A 26,337-nucleotide genomic window follows, 5' to 3' on the forward strand; every position below is an offset into this window, starting at 1 on the left:
CGGCAGTCATGAGCGAATCCATCACCACCGCGACCACAGAAGCAACCATGGACGAGAACCGCCGCAGCACCAAACGGGCCTTGCCCGCCCTGCTGACCATCTTCCTGCTGGGCACACTGATGATCCAGGCCTTCAATCTGGTCTTCCAGAATGTGGGCGACTCCCTGGGGATGTCCGCCAACGCCTCGCTGATCAGCACCCTGCCCGGCATCGTCCTAGGCGTGGTCTGCATGCTCTACGGAACCCTCTGCGACTACATCTCCCCCCGGAAGATGACCCTGTTCGGAGTGGGCGCCCTGATCGTCGGCAGCCTCCTGGGCTTCTTCGGTGCATCGAACTTCTGGGCCGTGGTCCTGGCCCGCATGATCCAGACCGCGGGCGGCCAGGTGGCTGGCTCAGTCTTCCTGGTCATGGCCATGAAGTACCTGAGCGACAAGGAGCGTGCCTTCTACCTGGGCATCTTCAACGCCGTCTACTACGCATCCTCTGCTGTGGGCATCTTCGCCGGCGGCCTGATCACCTCCATCGACTGGCGCTACCTCTTCCTGGTGCCGCTGGTCTCCATCCTGCTGATTCCCCCGGTGCTCAAGTACACGCCCGACACCGGCATCAAGGGCGAGCGCATCGACGTCTTCGGCATCGCCCTGTTCGCGCTGATCGCCGGATTCGTGGCCGTCTACTTCTCCTTCCCGGCCACCTGGATGCTGGGAGTGCTGGCCGTCCTGATCCTGATCTTCGCCGGCTACGTCTGGAAGGGCGCCAACCCCTTCCTGAGCCGCGGGTTCGTGACCAATGGCGCCTACATGGCTGTCCTGCTGGCCCTCTTCGTCTTCTACTTCTTCAACTTCGCCTGTGTGCCCATCTACAACGTGATCGGCGACCGCATCTACGGGATCTCCCTGAGCCAGGTCTCCCTCTGCCTGACCATCGTCTATATCGTGGCCACCCTGGTGGGCTGCCTGTCCGGAGTCATCATGAACGCCATGGGACGCCTGCCCATGCTGATCCTGTCCGCCCTGCTCATGATCGCCGGAGCTGCCGGCTCGGCCCTGATGCTCACCTCGGGCTTCTGGGTCCTGACCGCGCTGGCCTCGGTCTTCATCGCCGGCATCACCATGTCCTACACGCCCCTCTACGACTCCTTCTCGGCCACCCTGCCGGTAGACCAGAACGGACGCGGCATCGGCATCGGGGATCTGATGATGAACACCTCGGCCTCCATCGGCATGGCTGTCTACAGCGGACTCATGGCCAATCCCCAATTCGGGTCGCATGCTCTGGCGGGCGTCAAGACCGGTATCCAGGCCCAGGTTGCCAACATGTTCTGGGTCATGGCGCTGGCCGCCCTGCTGGCCCTGATTATTGTGGCCGTCTTCCACAAGGCCATGTCAGCCAAGGCTCCCCAGGAGTAAGGCTGGTGTGACCCACACATACTTGGTCGGATAGCCGCGCTGCTTGGTCCACTCTTCCTGTCCTCGGGAATGAGTCAGGCCCAGCACCGGCACCCGGCCGCTCGAACCGGGGAGGGAGCGGAGTTCGGACTGCTTTCGGCAAAGTGATAGTCCCCCTCTTCCCTCAGCCGCCGAAGACAAGAAGATCGCCGCCCCTCCCCACGGTGAAGAACCCCCGTCATAGCCATAACTGACGGGGGTTCTTCCATATCTTCAGTTCCTGTCTTTAAATTCTGTGCCTATGATTCGGGCCGTGCATCGAAACACGACTTTTATACAAACGCCGGAGAAGAAGAATTTGAACCTGAGAATGCGACTGCGCGGAACTTTCGATCCCGGTTTGGAGATTCACCAAACTTGAGTCTCGGATCCAAAGGAGACAGAGGCTAAACGAGCAGATAACCGTCCCAGCCAAGCATTAGACGACTCATGGGTTGCACACGCCTGACCATCCTGTAGCAGGCCTTAATGAACTCAAGCGAGCCATCGGCCATGCGGTTTCACGTGAAACGTCGGCGTATCAAAAGCCCCTCAAAATGAAGAGAACCCGGCGGTGTGTGAACACCGCCGGGCGAGAGAGAAGAAAGGGAAATCAGTTGTCGGACGGAGGTCAACCGCCCGTTCGGTTTTTGAGCCGATATCTATAGTAAAGAACAGCTACCTTATGGGGACGATAGTGTTATCTGAGAATTCTCTGTGAATCCAGCCAGGTCAAAGGCGGGTATAGGGCCAGTTAGACTGGATTTCGGATGGTTTCCCGCCTGACGAGAGACCTCGACCAATGAACCTAAAGGAGATACCTCGGCATGTTGCTCAGCGACCATGACATTCTGGATGCCCACCAGGCAGGACACCTGAATCTGGACCCGTGGACGCCCGCCATGGTTCAGCCCTCCAGCGTGGACGTGCGTCTGGACCGCTACTTCCGGATCTTCAACAACCATCAGTACACCTACGTGGATCCGGCGGAGGACCAGGGTGCACTGACCGAGCAGTTCGAGGTACCAAAGGACGAACCCTGGATCCTGCATCCAGGCGAGTTCGTTCTTGGATCCACCTGGGAGTACGTCAAGCTGGACTCGACACTAGCGGCGCGACTAGAGGGCAAGAGCTCCCTAGGCCGTCTGGGAATCCTGACTCACTCCACTGCCGGATTCGTCGATCCCGGCTTTGAGGGGCACATCACCTTGGAGCTGTCCAACGTGAGCACCCTTCCGGTCAAACTCTGGCCTGGCATGAAGATCGGCCAGATGTGCTTCTTCCAGCTCTCCTCGCCGGCTCAGTATCCTTATGGCTCCAAGCACAACGGCTCCCATTACCAGGGCCAACGCGGTCCAACTCCTTCCCGCTCCTACGTCAACTTCTACAAGGCCGACGTCTCGGACTGACTGCCAACAGTCGCCTCCGCCATCATCTTGACTTCGAGCGCACTCGAAGGGGTATAGCTGAATCTGCCGGAATGACCCGGCCAAGATAATGGCAAGGAGATCAACCCATGGCAATCAAACAGACGGCGGGCCACGACCAGCTCGGTCGGTTCGCACCACAATTCGCACAACTCAATGATGATGTGCTCTTCGGCCAGGTCTGGTCCCGCGAGGACGAGCTTTCGGCTCGAGACCGCAGCATGATCACATGCGCAGGTCTGATGAGCATGGGACTCTTCCCCCAGTTGAAGAGCCATATGGCCATGGCCAAAGGCAATGGCGTCACCCGCACTGAAATGGTGGCACTGATCACCCACCTGGCCTTCTATGCAGGCTGGCCCAAGGCATGGTCGGCTTTCGACTTGGCCAAGGAGATCTACGGTGAGGGCGAACATGATGACGAGAACCAAGAACCCCCTGCAACCGCAAATGGAACCGAGCCCGATTCAGGGCCCTATCCCTTGGGAGACTCGGCTGACGGACCCAACTTCACTGGTCACGTCTGGTTGCACCGACTGACTGATCCGGACGCAGAATGCTCAGCCAGCAATGTGACCTTCGCATCCGGATGCGTCAACCGTTGGCACACCCACCCGCACGGCCAGCTCCTGATCGTAACTGCCGGGCAGGGGTGGGAGCAGGAGGAGGGCCACCAGCCCCGTAGACTGGAACCCGGCGACGTAGTCTTCTGTCCGGCAGGCATCAGGCACTGGCATGGCGCCTCAAGACAGTCGTCAATGACCCACATCGCCGTCACCCCGGCCTCGAGCGGACAGTCCCCTGTCGAGTGGATGGAGTTCCCAGATCCTGACCAGGTGGCCGCTCTGGGATGACTCGCAGGGCCAATCTGAACGTCCTAATCTACGAAGGTACAGCGTGTCTTCGCCCTGCAGATATTGGGTCCGACAGACATCTGGCCGGTTCCCGCCTGCCCTTACACTGAAGACATGGCTAACAAGAAAGGCCCGACCAAGGGTTCGGGCGGCAAGCACCGCAACAAACTGCGCGGCCGGGGACCTACCCCCAAGGCTGAGGATCGCGTCTACCACAAGGCCTACAAGGCCCGGCAGGCGGCCAAGCGCAGGCAGGCGGCAGATCCACGTCTGGCAGCCCGTCGCCGGGCCGACCGGTTCACCTCTGATTCCGATGATCTGGTCATCGGCCGCAATGCAGTCCTGGAAGCCCTGCGCGTAGGAGTACCAGCCAGCCAGCTCTATCTGGCCGCCCGGATGGAACACGACGACAGGACCAGAGAAATCGTACGGCTGGCCGGGCAGGAGGGACTCAACCTTCTGGAAGCCGATCGTCTGGAGATGAACCGCATCGCCCGATCCAGCAACCACCAGGGTGTGGTCCTCAAGGTGCAGCCCTACCAGTACGCCTCCCTGCAGAGCCTGGTCGACAGGGCCGAAAAGCACGCAGCCGCCCTAGACGGGGCCGACCAGGCGACTAAGGTTGCCGCCCGCCCGCTGTTCATCGCTCTGGATGGAGTGACCGATCCGCAGAATCTTGGAGCCGTGATCCGTTCAGCAGCAGCCTTTGGGGCCTCGGGGGTGGTCTTGCCCGAACGCCGCAGCGCCTCGGTCACAGCCGCGGCCTGGAAAGTGTCCGCCGGAGCCGCTGCCCATCTGCCCGTTGCCCGCGTGGTCAATCTGACCAAGGCCATTCAAGGGCTCAAGGAGCGCGGCTACTACGCGGTTGGCCTGGACGGTGCAGGCACCACCACAGTAGGCGAGACAGGCTTCGAGACCGATCCTCTGGTGGTGGTCTTGGGCTCCGAGGGCAAGGGGCTAAGCCGCCTGGTCCGTGAGAGCTGCGATGCCCTGGCCTCTATCCCCATTTCCAGCTCGGTGGAATCCCTGAATGCCTCGGTCGCGGCCGGCATCAGCCTCTACGCCGTAGCTATGGCACGCCGACGGTCCGCCAGCCAAGCCGAATAAACCCAGGCAGGCGCCAACAATCTGAACGCAGACAGACCAAGCGGCAACAGCCTGCGCTCCTCACCAGACCGCCGCCGCACTAACCAAAAAGTCAACTGGAGGCCCAGACCGCGTCATCCTGATCGTCCTGATCGGCAGCCGCATCCAGGCTGCCGGGGGCGTAGACCGATCTCAGCGAGCTTCGGCCGTCATTCATATCCTCAAAGGCTGGTTGTGACGGCACTTCCCCGCCTGCCCGGTCACGGTCCGTCTGGGTGTCTGCTCTAGTCTGGCCTTCAGCATTGGTTTGGTCAGTCACCCCACTGTCAGTTGTGTCTTGGCCTCCCACTTCATGGCCATTTGCATCCTTGTCGGTCCAATCGCGGCCGGCTTGCTCACCTTGACCGGCCCGGGCATGGGCGCCCTGCCAATTCATCTCGTCGTCGACCACCCCGGCATCGGCCTCTTCGTTGATGGTCTTCATATCCTCGGAGTCCAACCGGTACTCGGGCAGAGACTCGCTGATATAGCTTTGCACAGCCTCAGCCATGGGCACATCGTGTCCGGCCTTCTCGGCCATCAGCCAGCGGTGGGTCAGCACCTCATGGAAAAACTGGGCCGGTTCGATCTGCGAGCGGTATTCCGGCGGGATCATGCGCACAGTGGGCTCGAAAACCTCGCGCATCCAGTCGGTGGCCACAATCTCCAAGTCCTCGCCCTGACGCCAGGTGGAGGCACGATAGGCATCCAAATCGTTGAGCAGCCGCCGGGCCTGGTTTTCCTGCACGTCCAGGCCGGTCAGCCGCAGCAGCTTACGGGAGGCGTAGCCGGCATCGACCACCCTGGGCCGTACCAGCACTCGGTTGCCGTCCTCTTCGGTCTTCATCTCCAGCTCGTCGACATCAAAGCCCAGATCGTTGAGCCGGTTGACACGGCGCTCGATCTTCCACATCTCATCCGGGTCGAAGCTGTCCACGTCCGTCAGGGCGCTCCAGAGTGAGTGATAGCGGTCCACCAGCCGGTTGCCCACACCGACCTCGTCCACCTCGCCGGCCAGCAGGTTGCCGGAATCCAGATCCATAAGCTCGCCGATGATGTTGGTCCTGGCCAGATCAATGTCGTACTCGCGCTGGCCGTCGGTCAGGCTGGGATGCAGATCGCCGGTCTCGGCATCGACCAGGAAGGCCGAGAAGGCATCGGCATCGCGCAGGAAGAGCACGTTGGACAGGGAAACGTCGCCCCAGTAAAAACCGGCCAGATGGAGCCTCACCAGAAGGACCGCCAGCGCATCGATCAGACGCTCGGCCGTGTCCGGGCGCAGATTGCGGGCGAATAGGGCACGGTAGGGCAGTGAGAACTTGAGGTGCTGGGTGACCAGCATGGCCTCAAGAGGCTCGCCCTCACGGGTGTGTCGACCTGTGACCACGGCGATGGGATTGACCGTAGGCAGCTCCAGTTTTTTCAGCTTGCGCAGAAGTTCGTACTCACGCTCGGCCACCCTCTGGGTGATCTCCTTCATGGCGTAGACATCGTCGCCCACGTGGACAAAGCGAACCACGTGCCGGGAGATGCCTCTGGGCAGGTTGGCCAGCAGATCCCGGGGCCAGGTGGCCAGCGGCCGCTCCCAGGGCAGGGTAAACATCCTGGGGTTGGAGCTGGTGGCCGTGATATGCAGGGCAGCCGGCTCCTGCTCGGAGGAAGGATCGACCGTGGTCTTTATCGAGGTGGCTTTCAGGGCACGAGGGTCCAGAGAGGAGGCCGTCGCCCGGTTGATGTTCACGCTAGTCATGCTTCATCCATCCCATCGCCGCCCATCCTATACGGGAAGAGCCCCGCACGGATGCGCCGCGCGGGGCTCCTGGTCACCCGGTTAACAAGGAAAGGAGATGATATCAATGATCGATACGGGCCCTGCGGCTCGGCGGGAAACCGTGGCCGAACCACAGGGTCACAGGAAGGCTCAGTTCAGCCGCAGCTCACTGGCCGGGGAGAAGAGGTGCATCTTTTCAGGATCGATGTGGATCTTGACCACGTCGCCCACCTTGGGCAGGTCGCGCGGGTTTACACGGATGGTGGTCAGCTTGTTCTGGTCGGACATGACGATGGCCTGCTCAGCCGCGCTGTTATCGGTCAGAATGTTGCCATAGATGTAACCGTCAGAGCCCAAATCCTCCACGTTGGCTACCTTCAGGGAGAAGGCATCCGGCTCGGAGGGACTGGCCAGACTGGCATTCTCGGGACGGAAGCCGACTACGATCTTGCCCTGATCCTCGGGGGTCAGCTTGTCGACCGCCTCGCGCGGCAGGCTGATGGTGTCCTCACCGATCTTGGCCTGGCCGTTGACCACGGGGTGGATGTTGATGTTCATGGAAGGCGAGCCGATGAAGCCGGCCACGAAGACATTCTCGGGCCGATCATAAAGCTCGGTGGGCGCGCCCACCTGCTGCAGGACGCCCAGCTTGATGACGGCAATCCTGTCGCCCATGGTCAGAGCCTCGGTCTGATCGTGGGTCACGTACAGGGTGGTGACGTTGAGCTGACGCTGCAGGGCGGCGATCTGGGTACGAGTCTGGACACGCAGCTTGGCATCCAGGTTGGACAGAGGCTCATCCATCAGGAAGACCTTGGGCTGACGCACAATAGCGCGGCCCATGGCCACACGCTGACGCTGACCACCGGACAGAGCCTTGGGCTTGCGGTCCAGGTACTCGGTCAGATCCAGCACCTCTGCGGCCTTCTCCACCCGCTGGCGAATCTCGTCCTTGGGGGTGCCGGCAATCTTCAGGGCGAAGCCCATGTTGTCGGCCACGGTCATATGGGGGTAAAGGGCGTAGTTCTGGAAGACCATGGCGATGTCGCGGTCCTTGGGCTGCATGGTCGTCACGTCCTTGTCGCCAATCATGATGCGGCCCTTGTTGACCTCTTCAAGTCCGGCCAGCATGCGCAGGGTGGTGGACTTTCCGCAGCCGGAAGGCCCAACCAGAACAAGGAATTCACCGTCTTTGATGTCCAGACTGAGGTCACTGACCGAGGGCTCATCGTTGCCCGGGTAGATACGAGTGACGTGGTCGAATACCACTTCTGCCATTGTTCATCCTTTCATCGGCAGGTACGTGCCGAACGATCCGTAGTGAAGGGTTGATTTTCACTGTGGTTTCCGTCCCGGGGTCAACACCTACATCGGCATGGCCATGCGACGGTCTTCTATTTTGCGGTTAAGAGAAACTCTCCCTTGAGCCAGTGCCCACTATACACCAAGGTCTGAATTCGACGTGTATACCCTTGCCGACTCAATCCTTGGGCTTGTCGGAATCTTCAGAGCCGCGCTCGAAGACCGTCCTTGCCACGTTAATCGCATTGATGACCCGCGGGAATCCCACATATGGAGCACATTGGAGTATGGCTTCAACCACGGCCGCCTTGCTCAGCCCCACATTCAAGGCTCCCTGTATGTGAACGGCCAACTGCGGAGCTGTGTCACCCTGAGTCACCAGGCTGCCTATGGTAACCAGCTCACGCTGCTGAAGATCGAGTCCTTTCCGGGTGTATATGTCGCCAAAAGCGAATTCGACAATCCAACGGCCAAGGTCCGGCGCTATATCCTGAAGAGAGTCGATGACAGCCTGGCCTCCCTTGCCATCGATGGCGGCCAAGGCCTCAGATCCCTTTTCAAAACGTGAAGCTTCCATGAAGCCCCTTCTTTCAGTTGTTTTGCATATTTTCCCGCAGATAATATCGTATCAACGCCTGTTTACGTATTATCCCGCCGGCGGTCGAACCACCTACGGCAGCCCTGGACGCGAAGAAACAGCAGAGGCCGCAATCAGGTGCTTTTCAACCAGTCGGGGCACAATGGAGATATGAGCGATCTTGAGGGTTTGAACCTAGGGCCGGGACGGCTGGTCGGGGGCTACACCCTGATCGAGCCCCTAGGCGGCGGCGCCATGGGGTCCGTCTGGCGCGCACGTGATGGCGGGGGCCAAGACTACGCCATGAAAATTCTGCGTGAATCCTTGGAGGAAGACCAGGTCTCGTCAGACAGTCCCGACGAACGGGAACGTGCCTCAGCCCGCGAGCGCCTGCGACGCGAGGCTCTGGCCCTGCAACGGATCCGCCATCCAGGCGTCTGCCGGATCGTGGATATGGAACTTGATGATGCCCTGGCCTTTATCGTGACTGAACTGATCGAAGGGCGCAACCTTCGCGACGACGTGGCCGTCAACGGCCCCTATCAGGGCGACGATCTGGAGCGGCTGGCACGGAAGCTGACCGATGCCGTCGCAGCCGTCCACCAGGCGGGCATCGTCCACCGGGACATCAAGCCCACCAATGTCATGATCTCGGTCTCGGGGCCGGTGCTGGTGGACTTCGGCATCGCTATGGGCCAGGGGCAGAGCCATGTGACCCGTACCGGGCTGGTCATGGGGACCCCTGGCTTCATCGCCCCAGAGATCATCGACGGAGCCGAGGCCGACCAGGGAACCGACTGGTGGAGCACGGCCGCCGTTCTGGCCTATGCAGCCACCGGACGAGCGGTCTTCGGCGACAAACCCATGATGGCGGTACTGGAACGGGAGGCTTCGGGCAATGCTGATCTGTCCGGGCTGCCCATCGGTACCATGAGAGCCCTACGCTCGGCCCTCTCCCCCGACAGGGGTGCGCGTTGCACACCCCAGGAGCTCCTGGAGGCCATTAGCCGGGATGCCATGGATCCGCAGGCCTGGCAAGGAGAGCAAGACGACCAGGAATCCAGCAAGGACAATCAGGAGACGATGCGCCCTTTTGGCGGCGGCTCTTCGGAGGCTGAGGGGCAAGCCGACTCGCCCACCATGGTTGTTGAGCCGGCCACTATGCCCATGCCACCTATTACACAGGCTGATCCGGATAGTCCGCGGACAGCCTGGTCACAGCCCCTCGTAGACAACGAAGAAGATGAGCAAACGACCCTTCTGCCCGACTCAGAGCAGCCCACCAGCCTCTTGAATCCCTTTCCTGCAGCCCAGGAGCAGCAGGAGCAGACGCAGGTCTGGCGGGACCAACAACCCTTAGCCGATCGCCAAGATCTTCAGGCCACCACCGTTCAAGATCCGTTGCCGCCGGCACAGCCCCTGCCCAGCGGATACCGCGATGAGGCGAACGCCCACTGGCTTGGAGACCAGCCCCCCGCCCAGATGCGACGTCTGCGCTACCTGAAGGCGGGAACTCCCTGCCTGGTTATGCTGGGAATGCTTCCTGCCCTGCTGACAGGTTTGGCTCCGGTCTCGGCTCTGGCGGCCGCGGGGATCCTCCTATGGGCCCTGAGCACCGCAGGATGGAGCATAAAAGCCCAGATAGAACGCGAGCTGCGCCGCGACGGCCCTCGGCGTGGCACCGATCGTCTGCTGAACGCAGCCGCCCTTCCCTGGCACCTGCTCAAGGGTCTAGCGGCCGCCCTGCTGCGCTTGTCGGGCATAATCCTTGTCCAGGTCCTAGTCGCCCTGCTGCTGACCTGGTCGGGCGCTCTCACCACCGTTCGCGCAGGCCTGGCCCTGGGCGGGCACCTGCTGACCTTCCCCCTGCCGGCGGCCAGGCCCCTGTCCGCCGGCGGACTGGCCATGGCCCTGGCGACGCTGGCCGGCTGGCTATTGACGACTCTGCCGACGCAGGACCACTCAGCCCCCAAAGCCAACAACGGCAATATGGTCCTTCGTCTGGCGGCAGGTCGCATCCCCATGGGCCGTCAGGATCCCGAGACGCCGGACAGCCCCCGCCGCAGGTGGATCCTGCTCCTGATCTGGCTGCTGATTATTGCCGTCCTCTTGGCCGGGCTAATCGCACAGCCCTCCATGGACTGGGCACCCATCCGCCTCCAGCGCGCCTAAGGTCGCGCTTCACCCCTGGCGGCTACACTATGCTCAGTATGCCAAGGAAAGGATCCAGGTCATGTCCAAGGGCAAGCAGAACCATCAGGCCGCGCTCAAGGCCCAGGAAGAAGCTCAGCGGCTCCAGGAGGCCAAGGAGCGTCGCCAGCAGACCATGATCGGCATCATCGTCACGGTGGCGATCATCGCCCTGATCGCTCTGGGCGGATTCCTCTACTGGCGCAGCCATCGCCCGGTCAAGACCCAGGACCTGGAACAGGCCCGGCAGGCTGTCGCCCGGGTTAAGGAAAAACCCTCGGCCGCCAATGACCAAGGTGGCTTCCTGATCAGCTCCCAGGGGCTGGGCAAGCCGGTGGCCAAGGCGCCGACCGTGGAGATCTACATGGACTTCATGTGCCCGGGCTGCGGCGCACTACATCGCGGGCTGGACTCCACCCTGACCGGTCTGGTGGATGCCGGGCAGGTCAACCTGGTCATCTACCCCATGAGCTTCATGGACCGGCTCTCCACGGACAACTACTCGACCAGGACAGGCACGGCCACCATCTATGTGGCCCAGCACGATCCGGACCACCTGCTGCCCTTCATAGCCAATCTCTACGCCAAGGACTTCCAGCCGGACGAATCCAACTACCAACCCGTCAGCAACGACAAAATCCGCCAGCAGGCCATCAAGGCCGGGGTTGATCCCAAGGTTGCCGACCAGGCGCTCAAGGGCCACTATCGGGACTGGATCAAGGCCATGGACACCTATACCCCCTTGCGCAAGGAGCTCTGGAATCCCTCAGGGTCCAACAAGGGACAGATGACCACGCCTACGGTCCGCATCAATGGCAATTACTGGGAGCTGGGCAACCTGTCCCAGGCTGGCTTGGACTACCGCTCGGGCCTGCTCAAGGCTTTGGGCCTGGACCATTCCAAGGTGGGCGTCAAGGGTGCCATGCCGGCCATCGGCGCCTCTGGCCAACCTCGCTCGCTGAACTGAGCCGGGCAGGTCGAGAGAAATTTCACGCCCAGCGTCCCCTTGGGGGCATGGTGATGGTAGGATATCATTTCGTACCGCGGCCCGGAATGCTGTAATGGACCACCGGGACCGCCTCCTTAGCTCAGTTGGCCAGAGCAGCCGCCTTGTAAGCGGCAGGTCGTCAGTTCGACTCTGACAGGAGGCTCTACGCCAAGAACGAACTATTAAATCCAACTATTCATTTTTCTTCTTGGCAGGCTACAATAATGGACATTGCCTGGATAACTACAAATACTTCCCTCGAGTAAGTCATTTCGGAGGCTCGTCCTCCGAAGTACGAACGGAGCTTTTCCCCAACCATCTCCGTTCGTATTCGAGGACGGGATCATTCCCCTTCATTCCCGTCCTCTTGACGTTGACCCGCCGACCAGGACTCGGGTCTGGAAAAGCCGACTGACCGATGACGGCCAAGTCGGCTTTTTTATTGCCGTCCGTCTACTACAAATGTGGATGTTTGCCCGACCTTGCGAATTGTGCGGCCTCGCTCCATGCCTGCACCGCTAGAATTGCCGGGTACAGACAAGGCAGAAACGGGGAGGCGAGCACATGGCCAGACGCTGGACACCGAGGCGTTTCGTCATGCTCAGAAGGATCCGCGTGGCCTCCTGCGCCCTCCTGGTCGTTCTGGCCATGATCCTGACCTTTGGCATTACCGCACGCAAGAGCGTGGCGTTGAGCGTCAACGGACAGACCAAAATGGTGACCACCTATGCCTACAGCGTGGACGGCCTGCTACGCCAGCAGGGGATCAAGGTCAAGACCCACGACCTGGTCGATTCCACCTCCGGAGGCCAGTTGCGCAACCATGCGGCGGTCACTGTGCGCTCCGCCTATCAGACCAACATCGTCATTCAGGGCCAGCGGGTGCCCTTCTGGACCACGGCAACAAGCATGGACCAGCTGCTGGGGTTCTTCGAGGAGAACCGCAAGCAGGCCATGAAGGTCACTGTGGATGTGGGCAACGTCTACAACCAGCTGACCGGCGGTCTGGTCATCAATCAGGCGGGGCCGGTCACGGTCGTGGCTGACGGGAAGACCTCGGTGGCCCCGAACGGCAAGCTTCCAGCCGCCTCCATCCTGGACTCCAAGGGTATCGTGCTGGGCAAAGAGGATCGGGTCAGCGTGGAGCATGACCAAGGCACCACTGTGTTGCGTGTCCAACGGGTCACCCACGGAAACACTCAAAGAACGGTTCCCCTCCCCTTCGCCACGAGGACCGTGGTCGATCCGAGCCTGGCGCCCGGTCAGACCCAGGTGCGGCAGGCGGGCGTAGCCGGTCAACGCCTGCAGACCATCCAGGTCACCTACGTGGATGGACAGGCCGAATCGGAGCAGGTGGTCAAGGAGGAGACCGTAGCCATGCCAGTGGATCAGGTGGTGGCCGTCGGTCCCGACAAGCCAAGGGAAGAGCAAAACAGCGGGCAGCAATCCAAAGACACAGGCAAGGACTCCCAACAAGCGCAGAAGACCCCCTCTCCGAGCCCCTCGTCCAACCAGGATTCGCAATCGTCAACAGCACCGGCCCCTACGCCAGCACAGACCAAGCCGCCGCAGACCACGCAGCCGACACAACCAAGCAAGCCGGATAAACCGACCACCCCAAGCAAGCCCGAGGACAAACCAGCCCCGTCTCCAGCACCGAACCCATCTCCAAATGGTCTTTGGCACGCCAGCGTGGACTTAGCCCAGACCTATGCCGGTGGTGCTGCCGCCCAGCGCGGATGGACGGGTTCGGAGTTCACGGCTCTAGTGGAACTGTGGAACAGGGAATCAGGATGGCTCTGGTATGCCGAAAATAAAAATTCAGGCGCCTACGGCATTCCCCAGGCTTACCCCGGCTCCAAGATGGCGCTATTTGGAGCCAACTGGCATGACGATGCCGCTGTCCAGATCGATTGGGGCCTCTACTACATTGCGCAGCGGTACGGGAATCCCAGTACAGCCTTGCAATACCAAAAACAGCATAATTCGTACTAATCCCCAACCACACCTGCCGAGCAGCGAACCGACATGAACACTGAAAACGAAAGCGACCGCCTCCTGGGTGCCACCGACATCCGACGCATCGCCGACCAGATCGACATCCACCCCACCAAACGATTGGGGCAGAACTTCGTCATCGATCCAGGAACTGTCCGCAGGATCGTGCGTTTGGCAGGGGTGGCATCCGACCAATTTGTTCTGGAGGTGGGTCCTGGTCTGGGATCCCTGACTCTTGGACTGCTGGAGACGGGCTGTCTGGTGACCGCCGACGAGATCGATCCCGTCCTGGCCCGGCAGCTTCCGCAAACCGTCTGCGAGCGCATGCCGGAGAAACTGGACCGGCTGACCGTGATCAACCGGGATGCCCTGACCTTGACCCCTCAGCTGGCAGGCGACGCGGGCAAGGCCACCGACCTGGCCATGGTGGCCAACCTGCCATATAACGTTGCCACTCCGATCATTCTGACCCTCCTGGCCCGGTTCGCCAATCTGAGCCGGTTCCTGGTCATGGTCCAGAAGGAGGTGGCGGATCGGCTGACGGCAGCCCCGGGCTCCAAGGTCTACGGCGCTCCCAGCCTGAAGCTGGCCTGGTATGGGCATGCCGCCCAAGTAGGCAGGATCGGGCGCCATGTCTTCTGGCCAGCCCCCAACGTGGACTCAGCCCTGGTTTCCTTCACCCGGGGCAAGAATAGACGCGGGCGCGGGGACGAGGGGACGAGGACCGAGGTCTTCGCCCTGATCGATGCCGCCTTCGGACAGCGCCGCAAGACCCTGCACGCCGCCCTGAAGGGTCTGGTGACCGTCGAAGCCTTCCGGGCAGCAGGCATTGACCCTGCACGCCGGGGGGAAACCATGACCATCGAGGAGTTCATCGCCCTGGATCAAGCCCGCCGCGAGGTGGCCGCGTGAGCCCGGCAGCCAGAAGGGACGGCGTGGGCCTCTACTGTCCCGCCAAAATCAATCTGAGGCTTCGCGTCGGTCCGACCCGATCTGACCTTGGAGGACGACACCGCCTGGACACCATTTACAGCGCCGTCGGAATTTGGGACCGAGTGGAACTGCGCCCGACAGAACCTGGTAGCGGCTTCCGCCTGAGCTTGGAGGGCAAGCACCTAGGCGACCTGAACCGCCAGGATGCCAATCCACGCGCCAACCTAGCCGTCAAGGCCCTCCTGGCCATGGCCCGAGTCACCGGGCATGAGCCTGATGTGGCCATCCACATCGTCAAACGGATACCGGTGGGCGCCGGCCTGGCCGGCGGATCCACGGATGCTGCCGGAACCATGCTGGGCCTGAACCGGCTCTGGAATCTAGGGATGGCTGCCGCCGACCTGGATCGAATCGCCGCCAGTCTGGGTGCGGATCTGCCCTTCTGCCTGCATGGAGGGCTCAGCAGAGGCACAGGTTTCGGCCAGATTCTGGAACCCCTGGATCCTGATGGCCCACAGGCCCAGCGGCTGTCCCGGGCTGGACTGACCGGGCACCTCCTGATCGGGGCCTACGAGAGCCAGCTGAGCACAGCCCAGGTCTACAAGGCCTTCGATCTGATCGGACCCGGCTCCCACGATCTGAACGACCTGCAGGAGACCGCCTGCACCCTGCATCCGCGCTCGCGCCAAGCTCTGGACCTTGCCCGATGGGCAGGCATCGGACCGGCCTTCGTCTCTGGATCCGGCCCCTCGGTGGTGGTCATGGCCTCTCGATCTGAGCAGGCAATCGCACTGATAAGGCTCTGGCGGGAGCAAAATGCCGTGGACAGGATCATCGAAGCTGACTCGCCAGTCCTGCCCAGGATGGTCCCCCTGCGAGTCACCCATGGACAGTAGAGTAGGCAACATGACGAATCCCGAACCACTCGACGAACGCGAGGCCCGCAGGCAGTTCGTACGACGGCGGCAGAAGATGGTCTTCACCATAGTCGTCAGCGCCCTGGTGGCCATCCTGGTCATATGCAGTCTGATCATCTTCGGGTCCATCGGGCATAACGCCAAACACGCCAGCATCGCCAAGCCCAACTATGGGGTCGCCGTGCCCTGCCCGCCTGACAAGTCCAAGCTGGTCAACCACCCCGACATCCGGGTGCGGGTGCTCAACGGAACCAACAAGTCCGGTTTGGCCACTGCCCTGGCATCGGCCCTGCGCAATCGGGGATTCAACATGCAGGATGTGGCGGACTATCCGGGCAAGACCGAGACAGCCCGCACCGAGATACGTTTCGGTACCTCGGCCATTGACCGTGGCTACACAGTGGGATCTCAATTCAACGATGCCGTTCTAATCATGGACGACCGCAACGACGATCTGATTGACGTGGTCGTAGGGGCCACCTTTACCGATCTGAACGACGAGGACAGCGCTTCCGTCGTAGGCCGCAAGATCGAAGCCATCAAGGGATGCCAAGCCGACCCCTCCTCCATGAAGAACCTGCCTAAGGCTCCTAAGGCTTAATGCTGGCGATCCGGCTTACTGCCGGATTCAGCAGAACGCCACCACAATACTCGCCGCCAATGTCCGCAGCTTTCTGACCAGGGGTTCCGGGAAAGGGTTGACCCGGGTTAGGCTTGATCGGCGTCTTCTCTTTGCCACCAGTCCCGCAGCTCCTGCTCGGCTGTCTGCCGGTCGACAGGGCCCTGATCCAGGCGATAGTCCAGCATGTGCCGGTAAGCACGTCCCACCTGCGGCCCGGGCTCGAGGTCCAGAATCTGCATGATCTGTCGCCCATCCAAGTCGGGCCGGATGGCATCCAAATCCTCCTGCTGGCGCAATTGAGCCACCCTATCCTCCAGCTCGTCCATGGCGGAGGAGAAGACCTGAGCCTTGCGCTTGTTGCGGGTGGTGGCATCGGCCCGGGTCAGGCGATTGAGCCGCTCATAAAGCGGACCGGTCTCCCGGGCATAACGGCGGACGGCCGCATCGGTCCAGCGCTCGTCCACATAGCCATGGAAGCGCAGGTGCATGGAGATCAGATCGCAGACGTCGGCGATCAGGTGGTGGTCGAAGCGCAGGGCCTTGAGGCGCTTGCGGGCCAGCCGGGCACCGACTGCATCATGGTGATGAAAACTGACCTTGCCACCGGGCTCGAAGCGTCTAGTGGCGGGTTTGCCGATGTCGTGCAGCAGGGCAGCCAGGCGCAGGGTCAGATCCGGGGCGGGCACAGGTCCGTCAGGTCCGGTCTCCAGGGCGATGGCCCGGTCCACCACCATCAGGGTGTGCTCGAAGACATCCTTGTGCCGGTGATGCTCGTCTATCTCCAGCTGCAGAGCCGGCACCTCGGGCAGAACGATGTCAGCCAGGCCGGACTGCACCAGGGCCTCAATGCCCTGCACGGGGTGGTCGGCCAGCATGAGCTTGGTAAGCTCGTCGCGAATCCGCTCGGCCGAGACAATGCTGATTCGATCGGTCATGTGGGTGATGGCCTCTGCGGTCTCCGGGGCGATGGTGAATCCCAGCTGGGCCACGAACCGCACGGCCCGCATCATCCGCAGGGGATCGTCGTCGAAGGACTGGCGGGGATCCACCGGGGTCCGCAGCACCTGCTTGGCCAGGTCGTTGGCCCCCCGGTAGGGGTCTACAAAGACCAGATCGGGCACCCGCAGGGCCATGGCATTAACGGTGAAGTCGCGCCGCGAGAGGTCGCCCTCGAGGCTGTCCCCATAGTCCACCTCGGGCTTGCGGGAGTCAGGATCGTAGGTGTCTCGTCGGTAGGTGGTCACCTCCACCTTGACCTCGGTGCCGTCAGGACGCCGCCGCAGCGCGCCCAGGGTGCCGAATTTACGCCCCATGTCCCAAAAGCCCGACCCCCAGTGACGCAGAATGGGCTCGAACTGCTCGGGTCGGGCCGAGGTGCAAAAGTCCAGGTCGTGGGAGGGCCGGTGCAGGAGCAGATCGCGTACAGGACCCCCTACCAACGCCAGTTCATATCCCTGCTCGGCGAAGAGGCGCCCGAGCTCAATGGCCTCCGGCCAGACTTGGAAATCCACGCTCACCCTTTCCTACGGAGTTGATGCGCCTACTAGCATACCGTTACCCCACCTGCACATTACCTTACGTAAAGTTGGAGTATGATTACGCCCGCGGACATGGCGCGCATGCTTGCGCATGACGCCGACTCTGCGGACACCCATGCCCGCGGCCAGCAGAGGCGGGACCATCTCGTGGAAACGGTAAGCGAACGTCTGGATCCACAGGTCCGCGAGCGCATACAGGCAGAAGATGATGCTCCTACGCCTGCCCTCATGCCCCGGCATAAGCACGCACCAGGACCTTCAACCTTTGCCTCCCTGGATGCCCAAGAGCTACCCGTGGTGCGCGAGTATTCGGCGGGCGGACTGATCTTCGACCGGCATGACCGGGTGGCCATCATCGCCCGGCACTCCCGCTCGGGTCACTTGGAATGGTGCCTGCCCAAGGGCCATATCGAGAAGGGGGAAACACCCGAGCAGACGGCGGTGCGCGAGGTTCACGAGGAGACTGGAATACTGGGCCGGGTGACCGATTCCATCGCCACCATCGACTACTGGTTCACCGGAACCAACCAGCGGGTCCACAAGCTGGTCCATCATTTCGTCCTGCGGATGATCGGCGGCTCCCTGAGTGTGGAAGGCGACCCCGATCATGAGGCCGAAGATGCCATCTGGGTGGACTTCTCCGACCTCACCTCGGTGCTTAGTTACCCCAATGAGCGTAAAATAGCCTGGCTCTACGCGAGGAAGTACAAAAAACAGCCATGATCCAGACCCCCCTGCGCCCGAGCGGGCGCACCAGCCAGCGCACCCATGCTTTCAATCGATGGACCCGGTGGGCTCGAATCCTGCTAACGATCGTCCTTCTGCTGGTCTTGGTGATAGCCCCTTGGCATCCGGCACCAGCCCTGGCTGCCACCAATCAGCAGAGCTCTGCTGAGGTGGCCCTGCGCTGGTCCACGCCAGTGGTGACCGACAAGTCCGGCTACGCTCTGCGCGCTGCGGTGACCAACACCGCCAACCAGCCCATGGAGAATGCCCATCTGAGCGTGTCCACCAGCGCCCTCTACTCTTTCAGCTCCCGAGCCGACATGCAGACCTGGTCTGAAGGCCAAGCCCGCATCCCCACCCCGGATCTGCTGGGCACGCAGACCGTACCGACAATCCCAGCAGGGCAGAGCATCGAAGTTGCTGTCAACGTACCGGCTGATCAAGATGCGATCAAGAAGATGGCAAGCTGGGGGCCCAAACCCGTCCGGCTTTCCCTGAGCGATGATCAGGGCCGGATCCTGAGCGACGTGTTCACTTTTCTGACCCGGACCTGGGATGGCCTGCCCACCGCAGGCACCCCAGCCCTGTCCCTGACCATGGTCCTGCCACTGACCTCCTCGGACTGGAACATTGACGACAAGGCCATGACAGCGCTGATGACCCAGTCAGGTTCGGGCAACGATAAAAACCGGAGTGTGACGTTGACCCGCCAGGGGGCCCGCCGCCAGGAGGACCAGAGCCAGCTGCTGTCCAAACATGGGTCCCTGCAGGCCTTGGGCGATCCGGTCTATCTGTCCGCCTTCGTCAATCGTCCCAAGATCCAGGGGCTGATTCAGCCAGCCGACTTCGACATCACTGGGTATGCCTCCCAGAATCAGAACCGCTATGCCCAGGCTGGGGTCACTCCCGAATCCTGGAGCGCCCAGACCGCGGCCAAGCTCTATACCGACAGCGCGCCTGACATATACGCCTGGCAGGGCAGACGGGAGTGGACCATGGAGTCCATCACCACCGCCCGCCGTGCCGGCTATCAGACGGTCATCGCCCCCCAAGGCTTTGAGGTCGGTGCCGACACCTCCGCCCACACCGGCAAGTACACCATCGAAACCAAAGCTGGAAAGGTGACCGTCCTGTCGGCCCAGCGGGAGCTCAGTAACCTGGCCAGAGGCCACCCCAGCTCCACACGCGCCACCGGGGAGCAGACACAGGCCGGGCAGACGGCCCGCTTCATAGCCCAGAGCGCTTTCTATCAGATGGAACAGCCCTACGCCGAACGCTCCCTCCTGGTCTGCTTCGATACCGATGAGGACACCCAGCAGGCAGACCGGATCATGACCGAACTGGAGCATGCCCCATGGATCAGCCTTAAGTCCATGGACAACCTGATGCAGGCGCCCGACTTCACTGGCGGGTCGTCGAGTCTGCTCAAGGCCCTGGAACTCGACAGCACCAAGAGCAGCACCAAACATGGCGATGGTTCGATAGGCACCCTGGACTCCCTGACCGCCAGCCGGGCTGAGATCGACCGGTTCGCCACCACCATCCTGGCTGACGGCAAGCAGGATTCCCAACCCACTGCCAGCGCCACGGCAGGCAAGACCGACAGCCAGGCCCTGGCTCGCCAAGATGCCAACACCACTGCCCGACAACCTAAGGATCCGCATCAGTGGTTGAACCAGCTGACTGTCGCCCACGACGACCTGGCTCTGAAGTCACTGGGTGGAACCGCAGCCGCCGCTGGTTTGGCCGATCAGGCCGAGGCCATATCCCATCGACTCCTGGACGGGGTCAGCATCACGCCCAGCGAGTCTCTGAACGTCGTCAGCGAGACTGCCTCCATGCCCGTGACCGTCAGCAACAGCCACCCCTACCCTGTCCACGCCCGCATCAGCGCGCGAACCGACTCCATGGAGATCGTCACCTCACGTATGGCGGAGGCGGTCATTCCCGCCCGATCAGAAGCCCAGGTGACTTTCAAGGTCAGGGTGGCAGCAGCCGGCAGAGCCAATGTGGATATCGGCCTGCTGGACCGCCAGGGCAGACCCTTCGGCCAGGTGCGCCAGGCTCAGATCACCAGCAATCTACGGCTGAGCGACATGAGCGGCATGGTCATCATTGTCATCGCCGTGCTCCTGGGACTTTTGGGGCTCTGGCGGCAGTTCCACCGTACGAAGGACCCGGACGAATGAGTTCCGTAGGGCGCAATTCCGCCATCATGGCCACGGGCACCGCGGCCTCCCGTGTGACCGGGCAGATCCGCACCATACTGTTGGCAGCCGCCATAGGCACCACCGGAATCGCGGCTGACGCCTACCAGACCGGTGCCATGATTCCTCAGGTCATGTTCACTCTGATCTCGGGCGGCATCTTCAACGCCGTCCTGGTCCCACAGATTGTGCGCACCCTCAAGGAGCGGGACGCAGCAGACCGGCTGAACAAGCTGATCACGGTCGCCATGGTCCTCCTGGCCCTGCTGACGCTGCTGCTGATGCTGGGCACTCCGGTGCTGACCACCGTCTATCTGAACTCCAAGTGGAACCCCGCGCAGCGGGCGCTGGCCAACTCCTTTACTCTCTGGTGCATGCCCCAAGTCTTCTTCTACGGGCTCTACACGGTCCTGGGACAGATCCTGGCCGCCAAGGGCCGGTTCACCGCATACGCCTGGAGCTCGGTGGGTGCCAATGTTATCAGCTGCCTGGGCTTCCTGGTCTTCATCTTCTTGTTCGGCAACGCCCGCAATCAGCCGGTCGGCTTCTGGGATAACGGCAAGGTGGCCCTGACAGCTGGAGCCTGGACCGCGGGGGTGGCCTTCCAGGCGCTGGTCCTCTTCATCCCCCTGATCATGAGCGGTTTCCGCTATCGTCCTCGCTGGGGCCTGCGCGGAATCGGCCTGCGATCCATGGGCTCGGTGGCGGCCTGGAGCATGTGCGTGGTCGTCATCAACCAGCTGGCCAACGTGGTCAATGCCCGCATCAACAACGGCGCCCCCCTGGAGGGCAACCCATTCGACATTGCCGGCAACGGCTCCTATCAGAACGCCTACACCATCTTCATACTGCCCTACTCGCTGGTAGCCGTCTCAGTCAGCACGGCCCTCTTCCCCAAGCTGTCCAAGGCGGTTTCTGACGGCCGCATAGGGGATGCCCGCAATGATCTGAGCCAGGCCCTGCGCAATGTCGGACTGGTCATGTTCTTCTTCGCCGCAGTCCTCCTGGCCATTCCGGTGCCCATCACCCGAGCCCTGCTGCCCTCGGTAAGCGTGCACGAGTCTGTCCTTATCTCAGGACCGCTGATAACGCTTTCCCTGGGGCTGGTTCCCACGAGCGCCTTCCTGCTCATTCAGCGCACCTTCTACGCCTTCGAGGATGGCCGGCATCCCTTCATCTTCGCAGCCGTCTCCAACACCATCCAGGTGGCAGTGCTTCTGGTATCCATACGCTTGTTACCTCCCCGTTACTGGGCGGCGATGGTAGGGCTGAGCTTGTCCCTGAGCAATCTCATCAGCTTCCCTGTTCTGGCTCACATGCTGCGCAGCCCCTTCCAGGGGAATCTGGACGAGCGGCGGATTCTGATCACCTACGCCAAGGCTTTCCTGGCTGCAGGATTGGCCCTGGCAGCCGCCCTGACGGTCAAAACTCCAGTGACCCATCTTGTCGGTGCCTGGATTCAGGGCCAGCAGGGTCACATGAGCTGGGTGCAGGCGCTCCTCATCTGCATAGTCATTACCCTGCTGACGGCAATTATCTATACCGTGACCCTGGTAGCCCTGCGCACGGAAGAATTTATCCAGCTTCTGCTCGACCTGGCCCGTCGGCTGGGCAGGACAGCCAGGCACCCCGTCCGCAGCCTGGACGCTCTGCAAGGACGACCCTCCCGATTGGCCGACCGCTCGGTCAGGGTGGTGCACTCCTCCTCCCCCGATTCCGCCCTGCCCGGCATAGACGCAGCATTGGAGAACCTTGAGGAGGCCCCTGAGTTCGATACTGATGGAGAATCCGCGATAGCCGGACCTCCGCCGGCCCCTCCGACCCCGCAACCCGTTAGGATTGTACCTAGGAACAGCAAGGTCCACCACGGTGTCGTCGACTACAGGCGACGCCCCACTTCTGATGAGAGCTCGGCAACCATGAACGCGCATATCGGAGACACCATCCTCGGCAGATATACCCTGGTCACCCTGCTCCGCCGCGCGAACGGTCTGAGCGCCTGGCGGGCCAAGGACAAGGTCCTGGATAGGGACTGCCAGCTCTTCATCGCCGGGGATTCCACCTGCATGGACCGGATCAACGTCAACGCCTCCAGCCTGGCGCTGAGCAAGGACCGCCGTTTCACCCCGGTCTACCAACTGCATACTCGTGACAAGGTCTCCCTGATCGTCACCGCCCCCGATGCTGGCATGTCCCTGAGGGACTACATGCACGGACCCGCCGGGGAAACGCTCAGCGACCGGGCCATCGGCACCATCATGGGAGAGGTCACCGAGGCCATGCGCACCCTGCATGCCGCCGGCATGGTCGATTATGCGGTCTCCACGAGCACCATCAGGCTGGCTCCAGCCTCGATCACCCTGGCCGATGCCCCCATATCGCCCATGCTTGAACACCCGTCGGTCTCAACTGAGATGGGACTGACGGACGAGGAATATGCCATACGTGAGCTGGCCGGTGTGCTCTATGCCATGCTGACCAGACGGGCCGATCAGGACGGGCGGCAGCCCAGTCTGCAGAAACTGCCCAAGCAGACCCCAGAAGAGTTCAGAATCATCTGCATGCGTGGATTGGGGCTGGCTAATGAGCAGGGAGCCGTACCGGTCCCACTGGTCACCCTGGCGGAGCTTTCGGCCCTGCTCAGCCCCTGGGTTCCGCCTGAGGAACTGACCGACAGCGATCTGATCTGGCCCGAGCTGGACGGCCGTGCCTCCATCGAGGCTGTGGCCCTGCGCCAGGTGGATCCCAAGAACGTACTCCCGCTTCCCGCAGGTCTGACCTCCTCGGCCCTGCCTGCCGCGCAGACCGTGTCTCACTATGAGCCGCATTGGAAGACCAACCAACTGCTCTTCCCCGGCCGTAGCGAGATCGAGATGCTCAATCCAGAGGATACGGATACCGATCTCTTCTCGCTCTTTGACGAACGCCAGCGGCTGCGCTCGCTGAACAGCTCCTCCCGCAAGACGGAGGCCATGGATGTGAGCGCACTCAGGGCGACAACGGCCAGGCCCGCAGCCATGTATGAGGAAGAGTCCAAGGCTGTGACCGGACGGGTGCCGACCGTCAAAGGCAATCAGCGTAAACCCTCCGAGGCTCTCAGCGGCAACGGTGTGACTGCCAACAATCCCGTGGAACGAGGCTTCTCCCAGTGGGACTTCCACAAGTCCAGCAGCGGGGAGAACGGTCCGGCAGTCGGCAGCAACCAGGCCAAGGCAACGTCCAACCTGAACGCTTCACAGGACAGCAGAGGTTCACATACGCGCCAAACAGACGCTGCGGCCGCCAAATCTCATGTCGAAAGTGAAGGAGAACCCGCAGCCCGGAGTGAACACCCTCGCTCCTCCGCTACTTCTGAAAAGACCAAGGCCCCTACCCAGGCAGCCCGCTCCTCCAAGAACACTGATTTCGATGAGGAGGAGCAGCAGACCACAGTCATGGAGCCCCTGCCCCCCAGCTTCACACCTGAAATCCACTCCATGCCCGTGCCGGTGACTTACTCGGTACTTCCTGACGATGAGCAGGATAAGGATCTGAATGATGATACCGATATGGCTGACACCCGCCTGTTCGGTCGCTTCACAACTCGCTCAGTGGTTATTGCCATAGCGGCGGTAATCGTTGTGGTGGCCCTGGTCTGGGCCCTCTCGACCATTACTGGGTCACGATCCAAAGTCGGCAAAAGTGAGGGCGGCTGGCCGGTCATGTCTAACGTGCCCTTCCCAGGCAAGACCAATGAGAGCGAGGAAGCAACTCCCTCCAGCAATGACAACGGCGATGATCAGGCTCAGGCTGGCGCAGATGCTGATACCGATAAGGTCAGCCACGCTGATAAGGAGGCAGGAAAGGTTCCCGATCCGCCCAAGCCCAAGAACACCACGGCATATCAGACCAGTCGCCAGCTCTTCCTCAACAAGCCTGCCGGCCTTCAGGGTTATGGATGGTATATGCATCTGACCCAGCCGGAAGAGGTCTCTCGCCTGACCATCGTCGCGCCTCAGAGTGGCGGCCACGCCCAAATCTATGCGAATTCCACGGCAGCTCAGCCCAACCAGGGACAGCCGCTGGCCGACTTCAGCTTCGATGCCTCAGGAACCACCCAGGTCACCCTACGCGAGCCGGTGACGACTCAGGACCTGGTCGTCTGGGTGCCCATGGACGGCATGCCAGGAAACACCCTGCGCTTCACTTCCGTCCAAGCCTTCTGAGCATGACTATGGGTCGGCGGCAACAAGGCGAATCACCCCGACGTCGACTCACAGACCACCTGTCAACCACAATTGCCTGCAAGCTCCTTGGACCCCATCGGCCAGACATGACTGCCCACCCATACATATGCCGATATCATGGGGTGTACCGAAATGGTAATGTGTTGGATTTTTCCTCCTACATAACGCCCGCAGGTAATACAGTTTCCTTAGACAACGGCGGCAGGAAGGCGGAAGTCAGTTATGGCGGATGATCCCAATATTGCGTCCAAGGTTATCAAGAACGATCCTTGGTATAGCTCCTATGCAACACGAGCCGAGCAGATGCGCGCATCCGAGATTCGTGCCCTCTTCGCCGTGGCCAATCGGCCTGAGGTGGTCTCACTGGCTGGCGGGATGCCCTACCTGGGCCGGATGCCCTTTGATAAGTTGGCCGACCAGCTCGGCGACATGCTGCGGAGCAAGGGCCAGGTGGCCTGGCAGTATGGGTCAGCGCAGGGCGATCCCCATCTGCGCGAAGACGTGCTGCCCATTATGGAGCTGGAAGGCATCAAGGACGTCCAGCCGGATGATGTAGTTATCGTCAACGGTTCCCAGTCTGGACTGGACCTGATTACCAGGATCATGTGCGACCCCGGCGATGTGGTGCTGGCTGAGGCGCCCAACTATGTGGGCGCTCTGGGTGTCTTCCAATCCTTCCAGGTCGATGTTGTCAACGTGGCCATGGACGGAGACGGGCTGATTCCCGAGGCTCTGGAGGAAACCATTCTGGAGCAACGCCACCAGGGCAAGGCAGTCAAGTTCCTCTACACCGTACCTAACTTCCACAATCCTGCCGGCGCCACTATGAGCGTCGAGCGACGGCCACGAGTCATCGAGATCGCTAAAAAATACCATGTGCTCATAGTGGAGGACAATCCCTATGGACTGCTGGCCTTCGACGGCCAGACCTATCCGGCCCTGCGCTCTTACGACTCCGAGGGCATTGTCTACCTGAGCAGCTTCTCCAAGATTATCGCCCCAGGCATGCGCGTGGCCTGGATGGTTGCACCCCCTGGCATCCGACAGAAGCTGGTTTTGGCCAACGAGTCAGCCATTCTCTGCCCCTCCAACATGAGCCAGATGACCATCACCACCTATCTGGACAACTTTGACTGGAAATCGCAGATCAACGGCTACCGGGGAATGTACAAGGAACGCTGCGATGCCATGGATGAGGCCTTGAAGGAATATCTGCCCTACTGTTCGTGGCTGAAGCCCAAGGGCGGCTTCTACATCTGGCTGCAGATACCCCAAGGGCTCAACGCCAAGGACATGCTGCCCAGGGCGATTACCGCCAAGGTGGCTTACGTGTCAGGCACAGCCTTCTACGATAACGGGGAGGGCGCGGACCATATGCGCCTGTCTTTCTGCTACCCCACTCCCGATCGGATCCGAGAGGGAATACGCAGACTGTCAACGGTCATCGAGAATGAACTCGCCACCGTCCGGCTGTTCGAGCCCGACAGCGGCAAGGAAAGGGGCTGA

17 protein-coding genes, 1 tRNA gene and 1 pseudogene are annotated in these 26,337 nt (G+C 61.6%); 15 read left to right on the top strand and 4 right to left on the bottom strand.

The genetic code is table 11. The features are described 5' to 3' along the window. The first annotated feature begins 8 nt into the window (after positions 1–8). The 4 genes from ACUIAI_RS07990 (at position 9) to rlmB (ending at position 4,818) form a co-directional block, all read left to right on the top strand. On the top strand, positions 9–1,412 hold the full coding sequence (locus ACUIAI_RS07990) for an MFS transporter (RefSeq protein WP_445342091.1): 1,404 nt from the start codon (positions 9–11) through the stop codon (positions 1,410–1,412). Between the two features lie 845 nt (positions 1,413–2,257). Beyond that, positions 2,258–2,839, top strand: a complete 582-nt coding sequence (dcd, locus tag ACUIAI_RS07995) for a dCTP deaminase (RefSeq protein ID WP_445342092.1) — start codon at positions 2,258–2,260, stop codon at positions 2,837–2,839. A 107-nt stretch (positions 2,840–2,946) separates the two neighbouring features. Continuing rightward, on the top strand, positions 2,947–3,711 hold the full coding sequence (locus ACUIAI_RS08000) for a carboxymuconolactone decarboxylase family protein (protein ID WP_445342093.1): 765 nt from the start codon (positions 2,947–2,949) through the stop codon (positions 3,709–3,711). A 114-nt stretch (positions 3,712–3,825) separates the two neighbouring features. Then, positions 3,826–4,818 carry a 23S rRNA (guanosine(2251)-2'-O)-methyltransferase RlmB gene (gene rlmB, locus ACUIAI_RS08005; protein WP_445342094.1) on the top strand — a complete coding sequence of 331 codons (993 nt, stop codon included), beginning with the start codon at positions 3,826–3,828 and terminating at the stop codon, positions 4,816–4,818. A gap of 406 nt (positions 4,819–5,224) precedes the next feature. On the opposite strand, the pseudogene ACUIAI_RS08010 reads toward rlmB, so the two are convergent. The 3 genes and pseudogenes from ACUIAI_RS08010 to ACUIAI_RS08020 all read right to left on the bottom strand — a co-directional run. Further along, positions 5,225–6,586, bottom strand: a pseudogene (locus tag ACUIAI_RS08010) (DUF4032 domain-containing protein); the annotation flags it as partial. A 171-nt stretch (positions 6,587–6,757) separates the two neighbouring features. Then, entirely contained in the window at positions 6,758–7,885 is a 1,128-nt protein-coding gene (locus ACUIAI_RS08015; RefSeq protein WP_110413637.1) for an ABC transporter ATP-binding protein, read from the bottom strand. A 202-nt stretch (positions 7,886–8,087) separates the two neighbouring features. Then, positions 8,088–8,486, bottom strand: coding sequence for a carboxymuconolactone decarboxylase family protein (locus ACUIAI_RS08020; RefSeq protein WP_046323555.1), 399 nt, complete (start codon positions 8,484–8,486; stop codon positions 8,088–8,090). A 171-nt stretch (positions 8,487–8,657) separates the two neighbouring features. Between ACUIAI_RS08020 and ACUIAI_RS08025 the strand changes: the two genes are divergently transcribed. The 7 genes from ACUIAI_RS08025 (at position 8,658) to ACUIAI_RS08055 (ending at position 16,113) form a co-directional block, all read left to right on the top strand. Next, positions 8,658–10,658, top strand: coding sequence for a serine/threonine-protein kinase (locus ACUIAI_RS08025; RefSeq protein WP_445342095.1), 2,001 nt, complete (start codon positions 8,658–8,660; stop codon positions 10,656–10,658). Positions 10,659–10,719: 61 nt separating this feature from the next. Then, positions 10,720–11,643, top strand: coding sequence for a thioredoxin domain-containing protein (locus tag ACUIAI_RS08030; protein ID WP_445342096.1), 924 nt, complete (start codon positions 10,720–10,722; stop codon positions 11,641–11,643). A gap of 110 nt (positions 11,644–11,753) precedes the next feature. Beyond that, a tRNA-Thr gene (locus ACUIAI_RS08035) sits at positions 11,754–11,827 on the top strand. Between the two features lie 401 nt (positions 11,828–12,228). Further along, positions 12,229–13,659, top strand: coding sequence for a G5 domain-containing protein (locus tag ACUIAI_RS08040; RefSeq protein WP_445342097.1), 1,431 nt, complete (start codon positions 12,229–12,231; stop codon positions 13,657–13,659). A 33-nt stretch (positions 13,660–13,692) separates the two neighbouring features. Then, positions 13,693–14,574, top strand: coding sequence for a 16S rRNA (adenine(1518)-N(6)/adenine(1519)-N(6))-dimethyltransferase RsmA (rsmA, locus tag ACUIAI_RS08045; RefSeq protein WP_445342098.1), 882 nt, complete (start codon positions 13,693–13,695; stop codon positions 14,572–14,574). Next, positions 14,571–15,491, top strand: a complete 921-nt coding sequence (locus ACUIAI_RS08050; protein ID WP_445342099.1) for a 4-(cytidine 5'-diphospho)-2-C-methyl-D-erythritol kinase — start codon at positions 14,571–14,573, stop codon at positions 15,489–15,491. Before rsmA ends, ACUIAI_RS08050 begins: the two co-directional genes overlap by 4 nt. A 10-nt stretch (positions 15,492–15,501) precedes the next feature. Further along, entirely contained in the window at positions 15,502–16,113 is a 612-nt protein-coding gene (locus ACUIAI_RS08055; RefSeq protein ID WP_445342100.1) for a LytR C-terminal domain-containing protein, read from the top strand. A gap of 107 nt (positions 16,114–16,220) precedes the next feature. Here the strand turns inward: ACUIAI_RS08055 and ACUIAI_RS08060 are convergent, their stop codons facing one another. Further along, positions 16,221–17,645: a CCA tRNA nucleotidyltransferase gene (locus ACUIAI_RS08060; protein WP_445342101.1), complete on the bottom strand. Its 1,425-nt coding sequence runs from the start codon at positions 17,643–17,645 to the stop codon at positions 16,221–16,223. Positions 17,646–17,753: 108 nt separating this feature from the next. Between ACUIAI_RS08060 and ACUIAI_RS08065 the strand changes: the two genes are divergently transcribed. From ACUIAI_RS08065 to ACUIAI_RS08080, 4 genes are all read left to right on the top strand, one after another. Then, the gene (locus ACUIAI_RS08065; RefSeq protein ID WP_445342102.1) at positions 17,754–18,395 is read left to right on the top strand and encodes an NUDIX hydrolase; all 642 of its coding nucleotides are present in this window, start codon (positions 17,754–17,756) and stop codon (positions 18,393–18,395) included. Beyond that, positions 18,392–20,587: a DUF6049 family protein gene (locus tag ACUIAI_RS08070; protein ID WP_445342103.1), complete on the top strand. Its 2,196-nt coding sequence runs from the start codon at positions 18,392–18,394 to the stop codon at positions 20,585–20,587. Before ACUIAI_RS08065 ends, ACUIAI_RS08070 begins: the two co-directional genes overlap by 4 nt. Beyond that, a complete protein-coding gene (locus ACUIAI_RS08075; protein ID WP_445342104.1) occupies positions 20,584–24,810 on the top strand; it encodes a lipid II flippase MurJ in 4,227 nt (1,408 codons plus the stop codon). The genes ACUIAI_RS08070 and ACUIAI_RS08075 overlap by 4 nt, the downstream gene beginning before the upstream one ends. A 243-nt stretch (positions 24,811–25,053) precedes the next feature. Further along, positions 25,054–26,337, top strand: a complete 1,284-nt coding sequence (locus ACUIAI_RS08080; protein ID WP_445342105.1) for an aminotransferase-like domain-containing protein — start codon at positions 25,054–25,056, stop codon at positions 26,335–26,337.

The organism is Bifidobacterium sp. ESL0827 (assembly GCF_052606685.1).

Bases quoted from the DNA above. Each gene is read 5' to 3' on its own strand.
- ACUIAI_RS08040 (WP_445342097.1), top strand. From the start codon at position 12,229: ATGGCCAGACGCTGGACACCGAGGCGTTTCGTCATGCTCAGAAGGATC.
- ACUIAI_RS08070 (WP_445342103.1), top strand. From the start codon at position 18,392: ATGATCCAGACCCCCCTGCGCCCGAGCGGGCGCACCAGCCAGCGCACC.
- ACUIAI_RS07990 (WP_445342091.1), top strand. From the start codon at position 9: ATGAGCGAATCCATCACCACCGCGACCACAGAAGCAACCATGGACGAG.
- rsmA (WP_445342098.1), top strand. From the start codon at position 13,693: ATGAACACTGAAAACGAAAGCGACCGCCTCCTGGGTGCCACCGACATC.
- ACUIAI_RS08020 (WP_046323555.1), bottom strand. From the start codon at position 8,486: ATGGAAGCTTCACGTTTTGAAAAGGGATCTGAGGCCTTGGCCGCCATC.
- ACUIAI_RS08080 (WP_445342105.1), top strand. From the start codon at position 25,054: ATGGCGGATGATCCCAATATTGCGTCCAAGGTTATCAAGAACGATCCT.
- ACUIAI_RS08055 (WP_445342100.1), top strand. From the start codon at position 15,502: ATGACGAATCCCGAACCACTCGACGAACGCGAGGCCCGCAGGCAGTTC.
- ACUIAI_RS08025 (WP_445342095.1), top strand. From the start codon at position 8,658: ATGAGCGATCTTGAGGGTTTGAACCTAGGGCCGGGACGGCTGGTCGGG.
- ACUIAI_RS08030 (WP_445342096.1), top strand. From the start codon at position 10,720: ATGTCCAAGGGCAAGCAGAACCATCAGGCCGCGCTCAAGGCCCAGGAA.
- rlmB (WP_445342094.1), top strand. From the start codon at position 3,826: ATGGCTAACAAGAAAGGCCCGACCAAGGGTTCGGGCGGCAAGCACCGC.
- ACUIAI_RS08065 (WP_445342102.1), top strand. From the start codon at position 17,754: ATGCTTGCGCATGACGCCGACTCTGCGGACACCCATGCCCGCGGCCAG.
- ACUIAI_RS08015 (WP_110413637.1), bottom strand. From the start codon at position 7,885: ATGGCAGAAGTGGTATTCGACCACGTCACTCGTATCTACCCGGGCAAC.
- ACUIAI_RS08000 (WP_445342093.1), top strand. From the start codon at position 2,947: ATGGCAATCAAACAGACGGCGGGCCACGACCAGCTCGGTCGGTTCGCA.
- dcd (WP_445342092.1), top strand. From the start codon at position 2,258: ATGTTGCTCAGCGACCATGACATTCTGGATGCCCACCAGGCAGGACAC.
- ACUIAI_RS08075 (WP_445342104.1), top strand. From the start codon at position 20,584: ATGAGTTCCGTAGGGCGCAATTCCGCCATCATGGCCACGGGCACCGCG.